This window comes from Butyrivibrio hungatei DSM 14810 (assembly GCF_900143205.1).
GTDB classification, from domain to species: domain Bacteria; phylum Bacillota; class Clostridia; order Lachnospirales; family Lachnospiraceae; genus Butyrivibrio; species Butyrivibrio hungatei.
Window position 1 is genome coordinate 1 of sequence record NZ_FRDH01000017.1, and the last position, 17,541, is coordinate 17,541.

At 34.1% G+C, this 17,541-nt stretch carries 19 protein-coding genes; 18 read left to right on the forward strand and 1 reads right to left on the reverse strand.

The genetic code is table 11. The features are described 5' to 3' along the window. The coding region (tnpA, locus tag BUA02_RS15010) for an IS66 family insertion sequence element accessory protein TnpA (RefSeq protein WP_416386382.1) at positions 1-181 on the reverse strand (181 nt) is incomplete at its 3' end. A 217-nt stretch (positions 182-398) separates the two neighbouring features. Between tnpA and BUA02_RS15015 the strand changes: the two genes are divergently transcribed. The 18 genes from BUA02_RS15015 to BUA02_RS15100 all read left to right on the forward strand — a co-directional run bounded on the left by BUA02_RS15015 (position 399) and on the right by BUA02_RS15100 (position 17,532). Then, positions 399-683 carry a hypothetical protein gene (locus BUA02_RS15015; RefSeq protein WP_072705611.1) on the forward strand — a complete coding sequence of 95 codons (285 nt, stop codon included), beginning with the start codon at positions 399-401 and terminating at the stop codon, positions 681-683. A 20-nt stretch (positions 684-703) separates the two neighbouring features. Then, positions 704-1,318: a recombinase family protein gene (locus BUA02_RS15020; RefSeq protein ID WP_072705613.1), complete on the forward strand. Its 615-nt coding sequence runs from the start codon at positions 704-706 to the stop codon at positions 1,316-1,318. Between the two features lie 124 nt (positions 1,319-1,442). Continuing rightward, positions 1,443-2,612 carry a hypothetical protein gene (locus BUA02_RS15025; RefSeq protein WP_143147446.1) on the forward strand — a complete coding sequence of 390 codons (1,170 nt, stop codon included), beginning with the start codon at positions 1,443-1,445 and terminating at the stop codon, positions 2,610-2,612. Continuing rightward, positions 2,612-4,099, forward strand: a complete 1,488-nt coding sequence (locus tag BUA02_RS15030; RefSeq protein WP_072705615.1) for an MBOAT family O-acyltransferase — start codon at positions 2,612-2,614, stop codon at positions 4,097-4,099. The genes BUA02_RS15025 and BUA02_RS15030 overlap by 1 nt, the downstream gene beginning before the upstream one ends. Positions 4,100-4,234: 135 nt before the next feature. Continuing rightward, on the forward strand, positions 4,235-4,420 hold the full coding sequence (locus BUA02_RS15035) for a hypothetical protein (RefSeq protein ID WP_072705617.1): 186 nt from the start codon (positions 4,235-4,237) through the stop codon (positions 4,418-4,420). A gap of 64 nt (positions 4,421-4,484) precedes the next feature. After that, on the forward strand, positions 4,485-5,177 hold the full coding sequence (locus BUA02_RS15040) for an SGNH/GDSL hydrolase family protein (protein ID WP_072705619.1): 693 nt from the start codon (positions 4,485-4,487) through the stop codon (positions 5,175-5,177). 30 nt (positions 5,178-5,207) lie between these two features. Further along, positions 5,208-6,998, forward strand: coding sequence for an HAD-IIIC family phosphatase (locus BUA02_RS15045; RefSeq protein ID WP_072705621.1), 1,791 nt, complete (start codon positions 5,208-5,210; stop codon positions 6,996-6,998). Beyond that, entirely contained in the window at positions 6,998-7,237 is a 240-nt protein-coding gene (locus BUA02_RS15050) for an acyl carrier protein (protein ID WP_072705623.1), read from the forward strand. Before BUA02_RS15045 ends, BUA02_RS15050 begins: the two co-directional genes overlap by 1 nt. Positions 7,238-7,239: 2 nt before the next feature. Further along, a complete protein-coding gene (locus BUA02_RS15055; RefSeq protein ID WP_072705625.1) occupies positions 7,240-7,629 on the forward strand; it encodes a VOC family protein in 390 nt (129 codons plus the stop codon). Between the two features lie 53 nt (positions 7,630-7,682). Beyond that, complete coding sequence (locus BUA02_RS15060) at positions 7,683-9,221, forward strand: glucosyltransferase domain-containing protein (protein WP_072705627.1); 1,539 nt, start codon at positions 7,683-7,685, stop codon at positions 9,219-9,221. Between the two features lie 14 nt (positions 9,222-9,235). After that, the gene (locus tag BUA02_RS15065; protein WP_072705629.1) at positions 9,236-10,213 is read left to right on the forward strand and encodes a glycosyltransferase; all 978 of its coding nucleotides are present in this window, start codon (positions 9,236-9,238) and stop codon (positions 10,211-10,213) included. After that, positions 10,214-11,353 (forward strand): glycosyltransferase, encoded by a 1,140-nt coding sequence (locus BUA02_RS15070; protein WP_072705631.1) that lies wholly within the window; start codon positions 10,214-10,216, stop codon positions 11,351-11,353. It abuts the gene before it with no gap. Positions 11,354-11,360: 7 nt separating this feature from the next. Continuing rightward, on the forward strand, positions 11,361-12,275 hold the full coding sequence (locus tag BUA02_RS15075) for a DapH/DapD/GlmU-related protein (RefSeq protein WP_072705633.1): 915 nt from the start codon (positions 11,361-11,363) through the stop codon (positions 12,273-12,275). Beyond that, positions 12,268-13,029 carry a DUF1796 family putative cysteine peptidase gene (locus BUA02_RS15080; RefSeq protein WP_072705635.1) on the forward strand — a complete coding sequence of 254 codons (762 nt, stop codon included), beginning with the start codon at positions 12,268-12,270 and terminating at the stop codon, positions 13,027-13,029. Before BUA02_RS15075 ends, BUA02_RS15080 begins: the two co-directional genes overlap by 8 nt. 52 nt (positions 13,030-13,081) lie before the next feature. Then, the gene (locus BUA02_RS15085; RefSeq protein ID WP_242946522.1) at positions 13,082-13,795 is read left to right on the forward strand and encodes a glycosyltransferase family 2 protein; all 714 of its coding nucleotides are present in this window, start codon (positions 13,082-13,084) and stop codon (positions 13,793-13,795) included. Between the two features lie 126 nt (positions 13,796-13,921). Next, on the forward strand, positions 13,922-14,800 hold the full coding sequence (locus BUA02_RS15090; RefSeq protein WP_207647726.1) for a DUF6492 family protein: 879 nt from the start codon (positions 13,922-13,924) through the stop codon (positions 14,798-14,800). A 12-nt stretch (positions 14,801-14,812) separates the two neighbouring features. Continuing rightward, positions 14,813-16,054: a glycosyltransferase gene (locus tag BUA02_RS15095; RefSeq protein WP_072705641.1), complete on the forward strand. Its 1,242-nt coding sequence runs from the start codon at positions 14,813-14,815 to the stop codon at positions 16,052-16,054. Further along, entirely contained in the window at positions 16,051-17,532 is a 1,482-nt protein-coding gene (locus BUA02_RS15100; RefSeq protein WP_072705643.1) for a glycosyltransferase family 39 protein, read from the forward strand. Before BUA02_RS15095 ends, BUA02_RS15100 begins: the two co-directional genes overlap by 4 nt. Positions 17,533-17,541: the final 9 nt, after the last annotated feature.

The window sequence follows — 17,541 nt, forward strand, 5'->3', positions numbered from 1 at the left end:
CTTCAGGAATCGCAAATGATTTCTTCCGCAGACGTTTGATAGCAGTACAAAACGAAGAGTTTGGAATTCCATTTACTCTGCAAAACTGAGCATCGGATAGTCCACTCTTACGGCAGTCCATGATGAGTCTGTACCAGTCCTCATCAGATCTGCGAGGTAATTGTTTCCTTGGATTCGACATAGCAGCTCCTTCCAAGTCGTAGTGAAATGTTCATCATTCGACTTTAAACATAGTAAAATGTACGTTATTCGAATCCATTATGAACTTGTTTAGTGGCGGCAGCTATCCGCCTAATAATTTAGCGCTTACGATAGAGCAGTTTGTCATAAGTATGAATAGTGTTCTCAAAATCGGAATTCTTTAATTCCTAAAATCAGAATCGAAAGGAGATGTGCATATGGCAGTATTGACCAAGTATGAACAAGAAACAATCATCAACTTTAATGTTGCTGAATCTGATGCGATAGTCTTTACCTGTGACAAGGCGGTTATGAGAAAACTTGATACGTTAGTTAACGAGTTCCCAGAGGTGTATAAGTTTCTAAAGGTAACTGATATCGACAAGATATATTCTATGATGAAACAGTACGTTAGTTATCGTAAGCCTAGAAAGATATCGGAGGAACTAAAGCAACAGCGAAGAGAGCAAATAGCAAAGTTAAACTGTAGACGTAATTCATGAATCATGAGCGGAGGTGCATTATGAGTAAGAATCAAGAAAAAATCTATGGTTACGCTAGAGTTTCAACACGAGAGCAAAACGAGGACAGGCAGATTATTGCCTTGAAAGAGATGGGAGTGCCAGAAAAAAACATCTATTTGGACAAGCTTTCTGGGAAGAATTTTGAAAGACCGCAATATAAACGACTTTTGAAAAAACTCAATAGTGAGTCAGTACTCTATATCAAGTCCATTGATAGGCTAGGACGTAGTTATCGTGATTTAAGTGAACAATGGCGAATTATCACCAAGGAAAAAGGTGCTGATATTGTGGTGATTGATATGCCTATTCTTGATACAAGACGCGAAAAGAATCTTCTCGGTACGTTTATTAGTGACTTGATTCTTGCATTGCTTTCTTATATGGCTGAAACAGAATATCGTACAATTCATCAAAGACAGGCGGAGGGAATTGCAGCTGCGAAGGCAAGAGGTGTTAAACTTGGACGTCCACCAAGACCTTTGCCAGAAAATTTTCATGCAGTTTATCAGAAGTGGAAAGCTGGGGAAATAATTACTGAAGAGGCTGCAAAGCAAGTAAATATGCCTGCCTCAACATTTAGATATCGAGCAGGAATATACAAGAAAGCCACTTAATTGAAAGTGCATCTTTAAGCAAGAAGGTGTACTTTCTTGTTGGGCAAATATCGAAACATTTTTTATGAACAAAGATTCTTTAAATACTGATTATTTATGGTTTTTGATTATTAAAAGTCTTATAATGAAAAATGTTGATTTGATATTTAATGAAAAACAAGAAAGTACGCTTTTTGGATATGTTATGAAAGAAACAGAAAACAAAGATAAGATTTGGTTTTGGGTAACAATAGCGATGACATTTTTTATTATGTTATTGTTTGCATTACCTACTATAATTATTGACCCGTATTTCCATTATCACGAGCCGTTAACTGATTATGGATATACATTTTATCGCCAGCGATATTCCAATGATGGTATAGTGAGACATTTTGATTATGACGCTTATATTGTTGGAACTTCTATGACAGAAAATTTTAAAGCATCAGAAGCATCAGAGATATTTGGATATAACTTTATCAAAGTTCCTTATAGTGGCGGATATTATAAAGAATTGGATCATCTGATTAAAAGGTCATTTAGTTCAGACAATGACATAAAAATGGTTATACGGTGTTTGGATTATACTTTGCTGGCTCGAGATAAGGACGCAGAGCATGAAGAGAAAGACACATTGCATCCTCAGTTTAAAGCTCCTGAGTATATGGTAAATGCTAATCCTTTTGATGATATCAAATATGTTCTGAATAAAACAATTTTATTCAACGAAACTTATTCAACTTATTTGAATATTAGGAATGAGGTTCCAACTACAAATTTTGATAGTTATTCTAATTGGTGTTCAGCCTTTACGTTTGGAAGAGAAACTGTGCTGGGAGAATATACACATACTGATGATGTACAACCAGAAAAGGAATTTACGCAAGATGATTATGAAATGATAAAAGGGAACGTTGAACAAAATGTCATTGCTACAATAAACGAACATCCAGATACCACATTTTATTTGTTCTTTTCTCCATATAGTATTTGTTATTGGGATACAGCTCATTCTAATGGAACTGTTAAATGGAATATTGAGGCTGAGCGGACGGCAATAGAACTACTTCTTGAATGCCCGAATGCCAAGCTATATTCTTTTACAAATGACTTTGATTTAACATGTAACCTAGATAATTATAAAGACCAAGTACATTATGGTGAGTGGGTTAATAGCGATATTCTTGTTAGAATGAAAAACGGTGAAAATATGCTGACAAAAGAAAACTACAAAGAGTATTTGGATGAAATAGAAGAGTTTTATAGTAATTATGATTACAGCACTTTTGCCGTAGGTAATGAGGAACAATAATGGGATTCGGTAGTTTTTTCTATATATTAGTTTTTTTGCCACTCAGTATAGTTGGCTATTTTGTTTTTAATAAATTCAAAAAATACACCATTGCAAATATTTTCTTAGTTTGTATGTCTTTATGGTTTGTTGGGTATTTTAATTATATTTATGCATTGATGTTGTGTGGAAGCGTGCTCATAAACTATCTATTTAGCATGGTCATAAAAAAATTATCTGCTAAAAGGATTAGACAATGTGCTCTTGTGGTTGGTATTCTTTGTAATGTGGCGTCATTGCTGTATTTTAAGTACTATAATTTTTTTATAGAAAATATAAATAATGCATTCAATACCGGATTACTGACTAAAGAAATTATATTGCCTCTTGGAATTAGTTTTTATACTTTTCAGCAGATAGCTTTCTTAGTAGACACTTATAGAGAGCTTAATAAAGATACCAGATTTATAGATTATGCATTGTATGTAGTTTATTTTCCTCATATTGCTTCAGGACCTATACTGATGCACAATGATGTTATTGAACAGTTTAGGGATGAAAATAAACGAGGTTTGGATTATCAGAATCTTTTATCGGGTTTATATTGTTTTTCTATAGGACTATTCAAAAAAGTAATAATAGCAGACACATTTGCAAATGCCGTGTCGTGGGGATTTAGCAATGTAGATGCCATGTCATCACTTGATATTTTCATTGTATCTCTTTGCTATACGTTCCAATTATATTTTGACTTTAGCGGTTATTGTGATATGGCTATTGGAACGAGTAGAATGTTTAACATTGAATTACCTATAAACTTTAACTCTCCGTATCAGTCAACTTCAATAATAGATTTCTGGGGACGATGGCATCTTACATTGACTCAATTTTTGAGAGAATATATTTATTTTCCGCTGGGGGGTAGTAAAAAGGGAAAGGTACGTACATATGCCAATATAATGATTATTTTTTTGATAAGTGGTATATGGCACGGAGCCAATTGGACATTTATAGTATGGGGACTGCTACATGGTTTCTTGAATTGTCTGAATAGGATTTTCAAAAAGACCTGGGAAAAAACAAATGTAGTATTTCAATGGATGGTGACATTTACACTAGTTGATTTTCTGTGGCTGCTATTTAGAGCCGAAAGTTTATCACAGGCAGTATATTTATTAAAGAAAATGATGTGCATGGATTCTTTATTTGTGAGCCAAGGGCTTATCGATAGCGTGGCATTAACAGAAATTAGTTTCTGGGAAACACAATCTTTTTCAAGTGCATTTAAATATATAGCCGAAGGTATACAATATTTCTACAATAGAATATATGGTTTTAACCTATGGGCAATTCTTTTGATAGCATTTTTTATAGTGCTGAATTTAAAAAATACTAAACAGATTACCTATAAGAGGTCTTTCTGGAGATCCTTATCTATAGCTATCATGCTTGTGTGGTCTATGGTATCATTTACGGGTGTGGCAACATACATCTACGCAGGTTTTTAGTTTGAGAAATAATAGAATGCTAAATACAAAATATTCTCAACATTGTTGAGAAAAATAATAAACATAGCTACAGAGCACTTTAGATTCAAAACGTCTAAGGTGCTTTTTTTATACAAATTTTAGGAGGAAATCAAAATGATTAACAACGAAATCACAACAATCAAGGGAAAGGAGAGTGCCCAAAAGGCTCTTGAGCAAGCGAAGAATCGTGTTGCTGTTGAAAGGAAGAAAGCGAATGCAGAAAAGAGATGGAATGATTATAATCTAGGAGAAAGACATATGAATCATGCAATTTGCCCCCTCCCCTCAAAAATAGTATAATTTAAGCGACGCACAAGCGTCGCTTTTATTGTATTACAATCATCACAACTAAGCGGAAACAAAGATGAAAGCAAATAAAAAGATACTACTATTACCAGTAATACTACTAACGCTCCTACTATGTAGTTGCGGTAAAAATACCATTGACACCACTTCAAATGGACAAAATACCGCTGCAAGTACCACATCATCTGAAGAGACAACCTATTACGATTACGGTTATGCTTCCCTTATACAGCAAAAGAACTATGGACGTATCCTTTTCGTTGGAGATTCCAGAACTGTGGATATGTTCATTGCAACTGTTCATGATGTATCTGGCATAAATGCAGATGGAATCACAGTATATGCAATGGACGGCGGCGGATATGATTATCTAGTGGAAACCATCGATGCGTATGGTATGGATAACTTTGATACCTTGATTACATGGCTTGGCGCAAATGATGCTGGTAATTTCACACCATATATTGGCTACTATAACGGCATACTTGAAAATGGAAAAAGACTGATTTTATGTAATGTGGGTCCAACTGATGATGAGCATTTGCTAGATGTTTGCATACCGGACTATCTAAATGAAAAAATGCTACAGTACAACCAAGCGCAGGCTGAATGGGCAGCAGAGCATGATATAAAAGTGATTGATTTGTATACTTTTGTTTCTGAAAATATCGGCATTGAAGAAGTTGATGGCGTACATTATGAGCCTAAGCCAACTACGACAGTGTGGGATGAAATAATGAATAATATTTAATTAGCGCTAAATAACATAGAAAGAGACTTTATGCGAGAACTTGATTACCCATTCGACTCCGAATGGATTTTAAAGAAAAAAAGGAAAATAAAAAAAGAACTGTTAGCAGACACCACTAAGAGCTATATAGAAAAACGAATAGCCATCCTCGGTGGTAGCACTACCAGTGACATAAAGGATATTCTAGAGCTATTTCTGTTAAATGATGGAATCAAGCCTACCTTCTACGAGTCAGAATACAACAAGTACTATGAAGACGGAATGTTTGATAACCCAGCCCTGGTAGACTTTGACCCAGAGATTATTTATATTCACACATCCAACAGAAATATATATGATTGGCCTGAAGTAACAGACAACAACGAGCAGATTAGCCAGAAGCTAGAAAACGAAATTAATAAATTCACTAGCCTTTGGAACCATCTATTTGATAAATATCATTGCTCCATCATTCAGAATAACTTCGAAATGCCATTCTACAGACTTCTTGGCAACCAAGATGCATGCATGCTTCAAGGTAAACTGAACTTCATAAATAGACTGAATGAAAAACTCTATGAATATGCTAGAAATCATGAGAATTTTTACATTCATGACATAAACTATGAAGCAGCATCATACGGTTTAGAGAAGTGGGCTGATCCATCATTTTGGCATCTATACAAGTATGCTATGTGTGTGCCAGCAATTCCTTATACAGCGCACGGAGTGTATAAAATCATCAAATCTATTCTTGGCAAAAACAAGAAAGTTCTGGCATTAGACCTTGATAATACGCTTTGGGGCGGAGTCATTGGTGACGACGGACCTGAGAATATTGAGATTGGACAAGAGACTGCAATTGGTCAGACGTACTCTGAGTTCCAGAGATATATAAAAGAACAAAAGAACATCGGAGCACTTCTGACAGTTATATCCAAAAATGATGATGAAGTAGCAAAGAAGGGTTTAGCGAGACCGGATTCTATTCTTAAGGAAGGTGACTTTGTGTCCTTTAAAGCAAACTGGGAACCAAAGGGTAAGAATCTTGTAGATGAAGCTAATGAGCTTAGCTTACTTCCAGAATCCTTTGTACTGATAGATGATAACCCTGCGGAGCGAGAAAATGTATCTCAGACTATAAGTGGAGTGCAAACGCCAGATATAGGACAGGTTGAGCAATATATTCAGAGAATAGATCAAGCTGGATACTTTGAAGTGACCAAACTTTCTGCTGATGATACTAAGCGAAATGAGATGTATGCGGCGAATGCAAAGCGCATACAGGCCCAGACAAGCTATTCAGATTATGGAGAGTACCTTAAGTCACTTGAAATGGTAGCAGAAATTGAGCCGTTCAATGATATGTATATGTCTAGAATTGCGCAGCTTACCAACAAGAGTAATCAGTTCAATTTAACTACTAAGAGATATACGCAGGCTGAGATTCAGGAAATATCAGAAGATGACAGTTACATTACGTTGTACGGAAAACTTGAAGATAAGTTTGGTGACAATGGTGTAGTAAGCGTTGTTATTGGCAAAGAGCTTGAAAATACGCTACATATCGACCTGTGGCTTATGAGCTGCAGAGTCTTAAAAAGAGATTTGGAATATGCTATGATGGATAAGCTGATTAGGATATGTTCAAAAAAAGGTATCAAAATAATAATCGGCTATTATTATCCAACTGCGAAGAATTCAATGGTAAAAGAATTTTATTCACTCTTTGGATTTGAAAAGACTGACGAAGATGCAGAAGGCAACACAACCTGGGTAAAACAGATACCTGAAGAATGCGAAAAAATGAATAAATACATAGAAGTAAAAGAGGTTAAATAATGAGTAGAGAAGAAGTATTATCAAAACTTCAAAAAATAATACGAGATGTTTTTGATGACGAAGATATTGAAGTAAGCGAAGAGACTGTTGCAACAGATGTGGATGGTTGGGATAGCTTAGCTCATATCACACTTATCGGAACGATTGAAGACGAGTTTGATGTAAAGTTTGCGATGAAAGAGGTTGTGAATCTCAAAAAAGTAGGCAATATCATTGATTTGATCATGGAGCAGTTATAAAAATGAAGATCCATCATATTGGGTATTTGGTAAAAAAAATAGATAAGGCCAAAGAAGAGTTCAAAAACATGGGCTATACCGTTTTGCAAGAAGATGTTTATGATGATGACCGACAGATTAATATATGCTTCATGGAAAAAGATGGTTATGTAATAGAACTTGTGTCTCCTACATCTAAAGAATCTACAGTTGCAGGACTTATGAAAAAACTAGGAAACACGCCATATCATATTTGCTATGAGACTGAAGATATGGATAAAGATATACAGATCTTGCTAGCAAGAAAGTATGTAATGTGGGAAGAAAAAAAGCCAGCAATAGCTATAGATGGCAAGAAGGTATGCTTTTTGATTCATCCATATGCGGGCATGATTGAGTTGGTCGAAAGATAGTTTAAAAAAGATAATGATATTTAGAAAGGTTATCGGAAAAACGATATCTAACAATGATGGACAATAAAGTTAAGATAGAAAATTTTAAAAAAGTACTGATTTCAGCGCTTGTTTTAGGGCTAATAACTTATGCATATGTGTTTTTTAACTTTACACCTGCACATGATGGTATGATGACTATTAAGATCAATCAGTACTGGGAGATGTCTGTAGGTCGTTTTGGAGCATTGTATTATGGAAAAATGCGAGGCGTTGTTGAAGCACCTTGGCTGATTGGTGTTATTACATTGCTGTTTTATGCAGGCGCTATCTATCTTACACTAGATGTTCTAAAGATAAGATTCGATTATTGGAAAATAGCTATTGTTTCAATGGTGTATCTATTAAACATAGCTTTTATTGCCAATGCGTGTGTATATATTTTTTGCTTAGATGTTTTAGCATGTGCTTTATTTTTAGCAGTTTTATCATTATGGTGCTTTGTTCGTATTGATAATATATGGGGATTTTTGATTTCAGCATTGATAATGGCATTTTCGCTAGGATTGTATCAAAGTTATATAACTGCGGCAATTGGTATTTATGTAATCCTTTCAATAAGCAATCTTTCTGAAAATGATAAAGTGGCTAAGGTGATTAAAAAAGGACTATTATACTTGGCTTCAATCATCTTATCAGGTTTGTTTTACTTGCTACTTGTGAAGATCTTTCAGTTTTTAAGTGGCGTTAAGTCTTATCAGGGAGATGCGTATGAAAGTCTTGGGAACCTTACTTCATATGGTATCCTGGACTATATCAAACTGGTTCCAATATGCTATAAGCAGGTATTTAGATATTATTTTATTAACAATATTTACAGTGCGAAATGGATAATTCTGCTGAATATTGTCATAGCAGTTATGGCTGTTTATATTTGGATTTGTTTTATTACCAAAAAGATCAATTACAGAACAGGTAAAATTTTAGCAGCATTATTAGTTCTGTTATTCCCATTGGTGATAAATGGATTATGTTTCCTTACCAAAGGAAATGTTGTTCAAATGATTACATTTCCTTACCAGTTACTGTATATTTTGATGTTGTTTCCTTTGCTCAAGTACGGAAATGATATTAGCGTAATCAAAAAAGTTAATATGTGTCATTGCGCTATAGTAATCATGGTGGTTATTTCTTTCTTTGTCATAAGATTTGCCAACGATATTTTTTACTATCAAAAGCTTGTTGGCGAAGGTACACAAGCTAGCATGATCAATATTGTATACGATATCGAAAGAAATAAAGATTTCGAACCTGATACGACTGAGATAGTAATGGTTGGAGATCAGACTACTGCCTTGGGACAGAATTATGAATTTAGATGGGTGTATGGCAATGTTTCAGGAGTTGGTACAAGTGGAACTACTGTTACATATAATACTACATTCTATTGGTATATGAGATATATTTTAGGACGTGACTATAAGATTAATTCAGATCAAGAAGTAGTTGAGAAGATAAAACAAACTACAGAATACAAGAATATGAATGTATATCCTCATGATGGATATTGTGGAATAATTGATGGATATATGGTTATTAAGTTTACTGAGTGATTATAGGGTATACAATGGAAACAAATGAAATTGATGTCAGTGTGTATATGCTGACTTACTATCATGAAAAATATATAAGGCAAGCTATAGAAAGTGTTCTTTCACAGGAAACTCATTATAAATTTGAGTTAGTTATTTCCGATGATTATTCTCAAGATGGAACTAGGGCTATTCTTGAAGAGTACGAAAAGAAATATCCAGATATTATACGTGTAAATTATAATGACCATAATATAGGTATTCCGTCTAATATTTTCAAGGCGAGATCAATGTGTAGGGGCCGATATATTACCGTATTATCTGGTGACGACTATTGGATCAGGAAAGATAAGTTAGAGATAGAAACTAAGTTTCTGGATGAACATGATAAATATGTTGCACTGTTTAATGGAATTGAGCTCAGAATGGATGACAGTGAAATACCCTATGACAAAGTCCCTCGCGACAGAACTATGCTTAATAGAGAGTATACTCTTGAAGACTACGAAAAATGTGTTCCGCTAGGAACACATGGTTTTTTTATGCGCAATTATTTTCTGACTGAAGAAGGAAGAGATTATTTTGCTCAAGCAAGGCAGATAAGCGAATTTGTAGATGATGCAGTTGATGAAGTGCTTATTTTGCGCAAAGGACCTGTGTATTTATTAGATATTTATACAGACGCTCATAGAGTGGTCAATTCTAATGATGGAAAAAAGAACTACAATTCAAGATATACTAAATTGGAGAAATTTAAGCATCACATAGATCTGCTTAATGGTATGAGTGCTAGATGGTCAAAAGAGATCAACTTTTCTAATTGGTATGCCAATTATACGGCTGTAGGCATATTAAGTATGCTACTAACTAGGCAGTTTAAAAAGTACAAAGAAGTGTTTAAGACCATACCTGCAGAATACAAAAGATTTCCAGCGAATGTGTACATTAAATCAATAAAATACATATTTCTGTTTGTAGTATCTAGATTCAAAAGAGGAGAAGCTAGAGGATAAATGAGTAAAGACTATATTTTGGAGGTGTCTTGGGGATGCCCGTCCGAAAAATGGCCTACTAATGGTTTGTTTCAATTTGATCAGGCTAAAGCGTTAAAAGAGATAGGAGAAAATGTCGTATTCTTAGCGTTGGATGTCCGTTCAATCAAGAAGTGGCGTAAATGGGGGCTGAATACTTTTGAAAAAAATGGCATACCTGTATATGAATTCAATTTTCCATATGGACCATTATCGCCAAAATACAAGTTTATAATTCAAGATTACTGCTTTAACAGAGCTATATCAGCTATAGAAAAAAAGCATGGTAAACCCCAATGCATACATGTTCATACATGCCAGCAAGCATTAGCTGTATCTGAGTATTGTCGGCTAAACAAGATTCCATACTATATTACTGAACATGTATGGCCTATAGATATGGGAGCATATGTTAATGAAAGAATGAAGACCACCTATAAGGCAGCAACAAAAGTTATAGCTGTTAGTAATGCTTTATCACAAGTACTCAAAGATTACTGTGGAATAGATTGTGCAGTAGTTCATAATATTGTGGATCTTAATAGCTTTGAATATGCACCTAGTAATAAACGAGATGATGGCGTGTATAGATTTGTCTCTGCTGCTCAGGTAGAATATCGAAAAGGAATGGATATCCTTGTAAAGGGTTTTTCGGAATTCTTGAAGTCTGGAGTAAAAAGTTATTTAACTATAATGGGTGATGGCTCACAGTTAGAAAACGTTAAGAAACTAGCTATTGAACTGGGGATACAAGATTATATAACCTACACTGGCAAGTATGAACGTAAGCAATTTGCAGAAGAATTGCATAGAAGCGATTGTTTTGTGCTGGTAAGTAGAGACGAAACTTTTGGAATCGTATATGTTGAGGCAATGGCGTGCGGTATTCCAGCAATAGCATCTATGTGTGGCGGTCCTTCGGATATTATTGATGATTCTAATGGTTTACTGGTACCTATGGAGGATCCACACGCTTTAGCTGAAGCTATGAAAAAAATTGTTAACATCGAGTATGATAGCGAGAAGATTGCAAGAGATTGCCGACAAAGATATAACTCTCAAAAGATTGCCAAAGAGATAAAAGCAGTATTGTATGATCAAGGAAATGATTTTGGGGAGTAGGGTGACGATGAAAGAAATCCTATTAAGTAGTGTATTAACCGAGATGGGAATACATGAATATAAGATGTATAATGAGTCCTCATTTTGCAATATGTCCATGTTATTGCCAAGGAGAGATGAAAAGAACCGATGTGTATTTATATTATCTGAAGACTATTTTAGAAAAGTCGATGATTCAGTAAATATGATAATCACAACCTATGACTTGTTTGAAACTGCTAAAGCTACAGGGAAAGGTGTGTGTGCAGTTGAAAATCCTCGACTTGTTTTCTACAAAGTACATAATTATCTTTCAACTAAAGATTCTTATCTGAATTCAATATTTGACACAACGATTGGTGATAACTGTAAAATATCTAAACTTGCTGATATATCACCTAATAATGTCAAAATAGGCAACAACGTTGTGATTGATAGCTTTGTTAAGATTGAAGATGGTGTAGAAATAGGAGATAACACTATTATTCGTAGCGGTGTGGTTATTGGAACACCTGGTTATGATTATAAGGTTGATGGAGAAGACGTTATACCTACTGCGCAGACAGGAACAATTGTAATTGGCAAGAATGTTGAGTTGAATGCGAATGCAGTAATTGAAAAACCTGCATTCCCATATGAGAAAACAATTGTGGGAGATGATTGCAAGATAGGAAGCTTGTGTTACATAGCTCATGGTGTACAGCTTGGTAAACGAGTAATGATGCCAAATTCAGTAAGTGTGTCTGGATATACATTCATTGGTGATGATGTACTAATTAGTCCAAATGCTACCATCTCCAATATAATTAAAATTGGTGATAGAACCCATGTTACTTTAGGCTCTGTAGTAGCTTCAAATGTTAGAAAAGATTCTCATGTTACAGGTTATTTTGCAATAGATCATGATAAGTATTTGAGAAAGATGCTACAAGATAATGGATGAGTTAAAAAAACAGTATAAAAACTACATTTCTTTAGGATATTTTTGTTCTGTGGCCATGGAATTAGAGAAGTACGGGTTAAGAGATTATTCATATCCATTTGATTGGATAATCTCCGATTTTGAGGGCATAGTATCAGCTATTAACGATAATTTTTCTGATTATCTTGATTATGATAACTTATATCAAAGTAAAAAAGTAAGATCCACTTATCTTGATCAAAAATATCAATTTGTATTCATACATGATTTTGACAAGTATAAATGCCTAGATTCTCAGTTAGATTTCGTTCGTGAAAAGCACAGAAGAAGAATAGAAAGATTTTACGAGAAAATAACAGAGCCAACTCTTTTTATCCGTTATATTTCTGATGAAGCATCAGATGAAAATGGAAAATCTAAAGAATTGTTATACATAGAAGAGAATATAGACGATATACTTGGAACATTTAAAAGATACAATCCTGAAAATGATATCATATGGATTGCAAACCAAGGTGTTATATCAGATGTGATTAAGATTTATCACGTTGTTCGTGATGAAAATGATACATGCTGTAGGAAACCTTTTGATAACAGCACCGAGCTTCACCAATATTTTGAAACTGTAGAATATCCTATGAGAAAGGATAATTTGTTGAGGTATCAAAGGAAGCAAAAAAAGAAGAATAGTTACTTTACACGAATATGTAAGAAATTGACTAATAAAGCTGATTCTCTTTTGAGAAAAGAATACGTACATGCAAAAGAGTTTTAAATAAATCTATTAGATATAGTATTTCAAGACTAAACTATAGAAAAATGGTGAAATGATGGCAAATGATACCCTTTATATTGTGATGCCTGCTTATAACGAAGTTGAGAATATAGAATCGGTTATAAACCAGTGGTATCCAATTATAGAAGAGAAAAATGAAAAATCAAAAATAATTGTTGCTGACAGCGGTAGTAATGATGGAACACATGAATTATTAGAAAGAATGTCACTAGATCATAGTAAGTTAGCGGTTTTATCAGATACAGGAAAATTCCATGGCCCCAAGCTTATGGCACTATACAGATTTGCTATAGAAGATGGAGCAGAGTACGTGTTTCAGACGGATTCTGATGGGCAGACATCACCTGATGAATTCGAGATGTTTTGGAATGAACGTGCTAATTTTGACGCAATAATTGGATATAGAAGCGAACGAGGAGATGGTAAAGGGCGGGCCTTTGTAGAAAAAGTAGTTTGTATATTGGTTCGCATCTTTTTTGGCGTTAAAGTACCTGATGCTAATGCACCTTTCAGATTAATGAAAGGTGATGCGTTAAAAAAATATATCGATAAACTCCCAGAAGATTTTAATATCCCAAACATAATGTTTACGGTGTATTTTTCTTATTACGGAGAGAAAACAAAGTTTTTACCGATTTCATTTAAGTCTCGTCAGGCCGGAAAGAATTCCATTGATTTAGTTAAAATCGTTAAAATTGGTTGGAAAGCACTGAAGGATTTTAGAATGTTAAGGACAAAGATGTAAGTCTGAGAGTTCTAGTAAAATTATGCGGGTGGAAAGGATAGTAAAAAAAATATGGTTATGGGATACAACGCTATAATTATGGCCACACCTGACAAACTTCATATATTATCGAAGTCATACCCATATATGATTAAAAATTTAGGACCAGGTTTAAAGCATATTAAAATAGTAGCCAATACTAAATGTAAAAAGATGATAGAGGATGCATTCGCGACTGAAGATAGAGTGGAGTTTTTGGATGAGGAAGAAATTTTACAAGGGCTTACTTTATCAAAAATTAAAGAAATATTGAAATCTATCTGTGGATATGATTATCGAGCAGGTTGGTTTTACCAACAATTTCTTAAAATGGCTTACTCTTATATCTGCGAAGATGATTATTATCTACTATTTGATTCAGATACAATACCACTACATCAGATTAACTATTTTTCTAAAGACGGGAAACCATGTTTTGTGACCAAGATCGAATATCATAGACCATATTTTGATACAATAGACACGTTATTTGATGGAGAAGTAAAACGTGTTAATCCAAAGGAATCGTTCATTGCTGAAAATATGATGATTTCAAGAATGTTTATGCAAGAGATGATTGAGAAAATTATGATCAATCCACATCTTGAAGGCAAAACATTTTATGAGAAAATATTAAAATCTGTAGATAGAAATGTAGTTAAAGATACTGGCTTTAGTGAATTTGAGACATATGGAAATTATATTATGACTTTTCATCCTGAAGCATATCATAAGATGAAACTAAGAACTCAGAGGATGGGGGCGTTTTTGTTAGGGGACGATCCTGATGAGGCACAGTTAGAATGGGCAGCAAACGATTATGACATAATGAGCTTTGAACCATTCGGAAGGCGCTGGTTGACCAAGAAAACGAAATCTGAAAAGATACGAAAAAAATATTCTGCCAAGCAAATTTTTGAGAAGTATATAAAGTTTAGTCACTTGTATGATTTGATTAGATATGGATCATATATAAAGTATGATTGAGGGAAGTCTTCAATGAAAGTTTTACAAATATCATTTTCTGTTAGTCCTTCCACTTCATGTGTTAGATTAAAGGAAGCGCTAAAAGGGCAGGGAGTAGATGTAAAAATATTGACAATGCATGCATCAAATGCATTAGTGAATGATCACGATATAATTGTAATAAAGAAAACAATTTGGACTAAGGTGTATAAGAGAATATGTGAGACTATATGGAAGGTGATATTTGATAGAAAATACCAACAGAGAAAGCCATCCATATTTGATGGCGGGTACGATGGAATTCAGTATAGGTATATTAAAAATATTATTGCCGAAGCAGACGTAGTTCATATTCACTGGGCATTGATGCTGATCAACTATAGAAATTTGAAAGAAATACTTAGAGATAAGAAAAATGTAATATGGACAGCACATGATTGTTGGCCATTTACTGGCGGATGCCATCATTTTGATGCGGGGTGTGATGCATATAAATATAATTGTGGGAAATGTCCGCTTTTGTTATCAAATAACAGCAGAGATATAACAAACTTAATCATGAAAGCAAAGAGGAAAGCTTTTTCATCAAATATTGTAATGATTGGACCTAGTAGATGGATTTCGGAAAGGATGAAAGAAAGTTCGCTTTTTTGCAATTCGATGGTTCAGACTATTCCAAATGCTCTAAATTGTGAAAAGTATTTAGTAAAAGATAGACGCTCAATCCGTGAAAAACATGGAATAGACGCGAATCAAAAGGTTATTATGGTGGGAGCGTATAGCATGGCTTCACCATATAAAGGTTATTCATATTTCTTAGAAATTCTAAAGAAACTATCTATGAACTCCAATTTAGATAAATTACTAGTAATCACATTTGGAAATATAGATGATACAGAAATATATGATGGCATAGAGACAAAACATTTTGGTTATATTGAGAACGAAGACAAGATGGTTGAATTATACAACTTAGCAGATGTATTTCTATTAACATCAGTGAATGAAAATCTTCCAACTGTGGTAATGGAAAGTATGGCTTGTGGTACACCAGTTGCAACTTTTGATGTTGGTGGCGTAAGGGATATGGTTGATCACAAGAAAGATGGATATGTCGCTAGAAAATTTGATGTAGAAGATCTTGTTGAAGGAATCAAATGGTGTATAGAGAATGGAAATTCAATTAGGAGTGATATGCACATGAAAATGGAAAAATATTGCGCATATGATATAGTTGCAAAAAAACATATTGAATTATATGAAAGTGTCAAATGATGGTCAGTAAACTTAAGGAAAACAAGCTTCTAATATACATATTTATCGTTACTACTTCAGCATTATTTTTATTGATTTCAAGTACTAGCTCACCACTATATCCAATGAATCCATGGGTTGACGTAAATGCTTATTTTACTGTGGGAAGAGGAATGCTGCATGGAAAAGTGCCATATGTAGACTTGTTTGATGTTAAAGGACCACTGGTATTTTATTTATATAGTGTTATGGCATTGATTTCAGATAATACTTTTTTTGGTGTGTTTGCAATAGAGTTTATACTGTTTTCTCTATTCTTATGTTCGGCGTATAAAATAACAACTTTATATATATCAAATATTGAAGTAAGAATGTTTGTCACTGCCTATGTAGCATTTGCTACAGTTTCTTCATACGCCTTTGAAAAAGGAACTAGCGTAGAAGAAATATGTCTATGGGCAATGACTTATGCGCTTTATCTTGTGCTTCGTAGTGCGAAAACCGAAAAATCTTTGACGACTGTCGAAGCAATGATTATAGGTTTATTAGGAGCATGGTGTTTTTGGATAAAGTACACTATGTTTGGCCTATTTATTGGATTGGCATTTTATGTGATAATAAAATACTTTTTTTCCGACAAGGAGCATTTTATAAAGCTGTTACTTTCATTTTTATTCGGTTTTTTTGTTTTATCAGCGGCAATTATTATTGCATTAGCTTGCCAAGGAGCTTTATCTGAGGCAGTTAATTCATATTTTTTTGCAAATGTTAGTCAGTACTCGGAAACTTCTAATAATTCAAAAGTATTGAGTGTAATTATTTCTGTTGTAAAAGGAACTATTTCTTTTACGGCAAGAAATCTCCAGATATCTATAGTTGTTTGGATGGGATTAGTTCTGGCGATTTTTGATAAGAAAACTAGTGCTAAATTAGTTCTAAGCATAGCTTTTGCTAGCCTACTGTTTTTTGATTATGGTGGTGGCGTCAGAAATAGGTACTATGCATTAGTATTTGCTGTTTTTTTACCGGCTTGCCTTGGAGAAATTATAAGATGGATGAACAAAAAGGGACTCCTAGGTGAGGATTTAATAAATAGTAAAATAATCGTAGTGATTTTCACAGCGATATTAATTACATTAACTTATTTTATTTCTGATAATACAAGATTACTCAGATATAGCAAGGCAGATATGCCACAGTTTCAGTTTGCAGAGATAATCAATCAAACCCCCAATGCAACCATATTGAACTATGGCTACCTCGATACTGGACTTTATTTTGCAACTGGAATTGATCCATCAAACAAATATTTCTACATACCTAATAAAGTAATGGAAGACGCAGCTCACAATGAGCAGAATCAGATCTTACTGAATGGAAAAGTTGATTATATTGTTTCGGTTAATCCGTTAGATGAGAAATACACTAATTATGAATTAGTTGAGCAAGATTATTTTGATTTTGATGGATTAACTTATTATCTCTATTTCAAGAGATAATTGAAATGT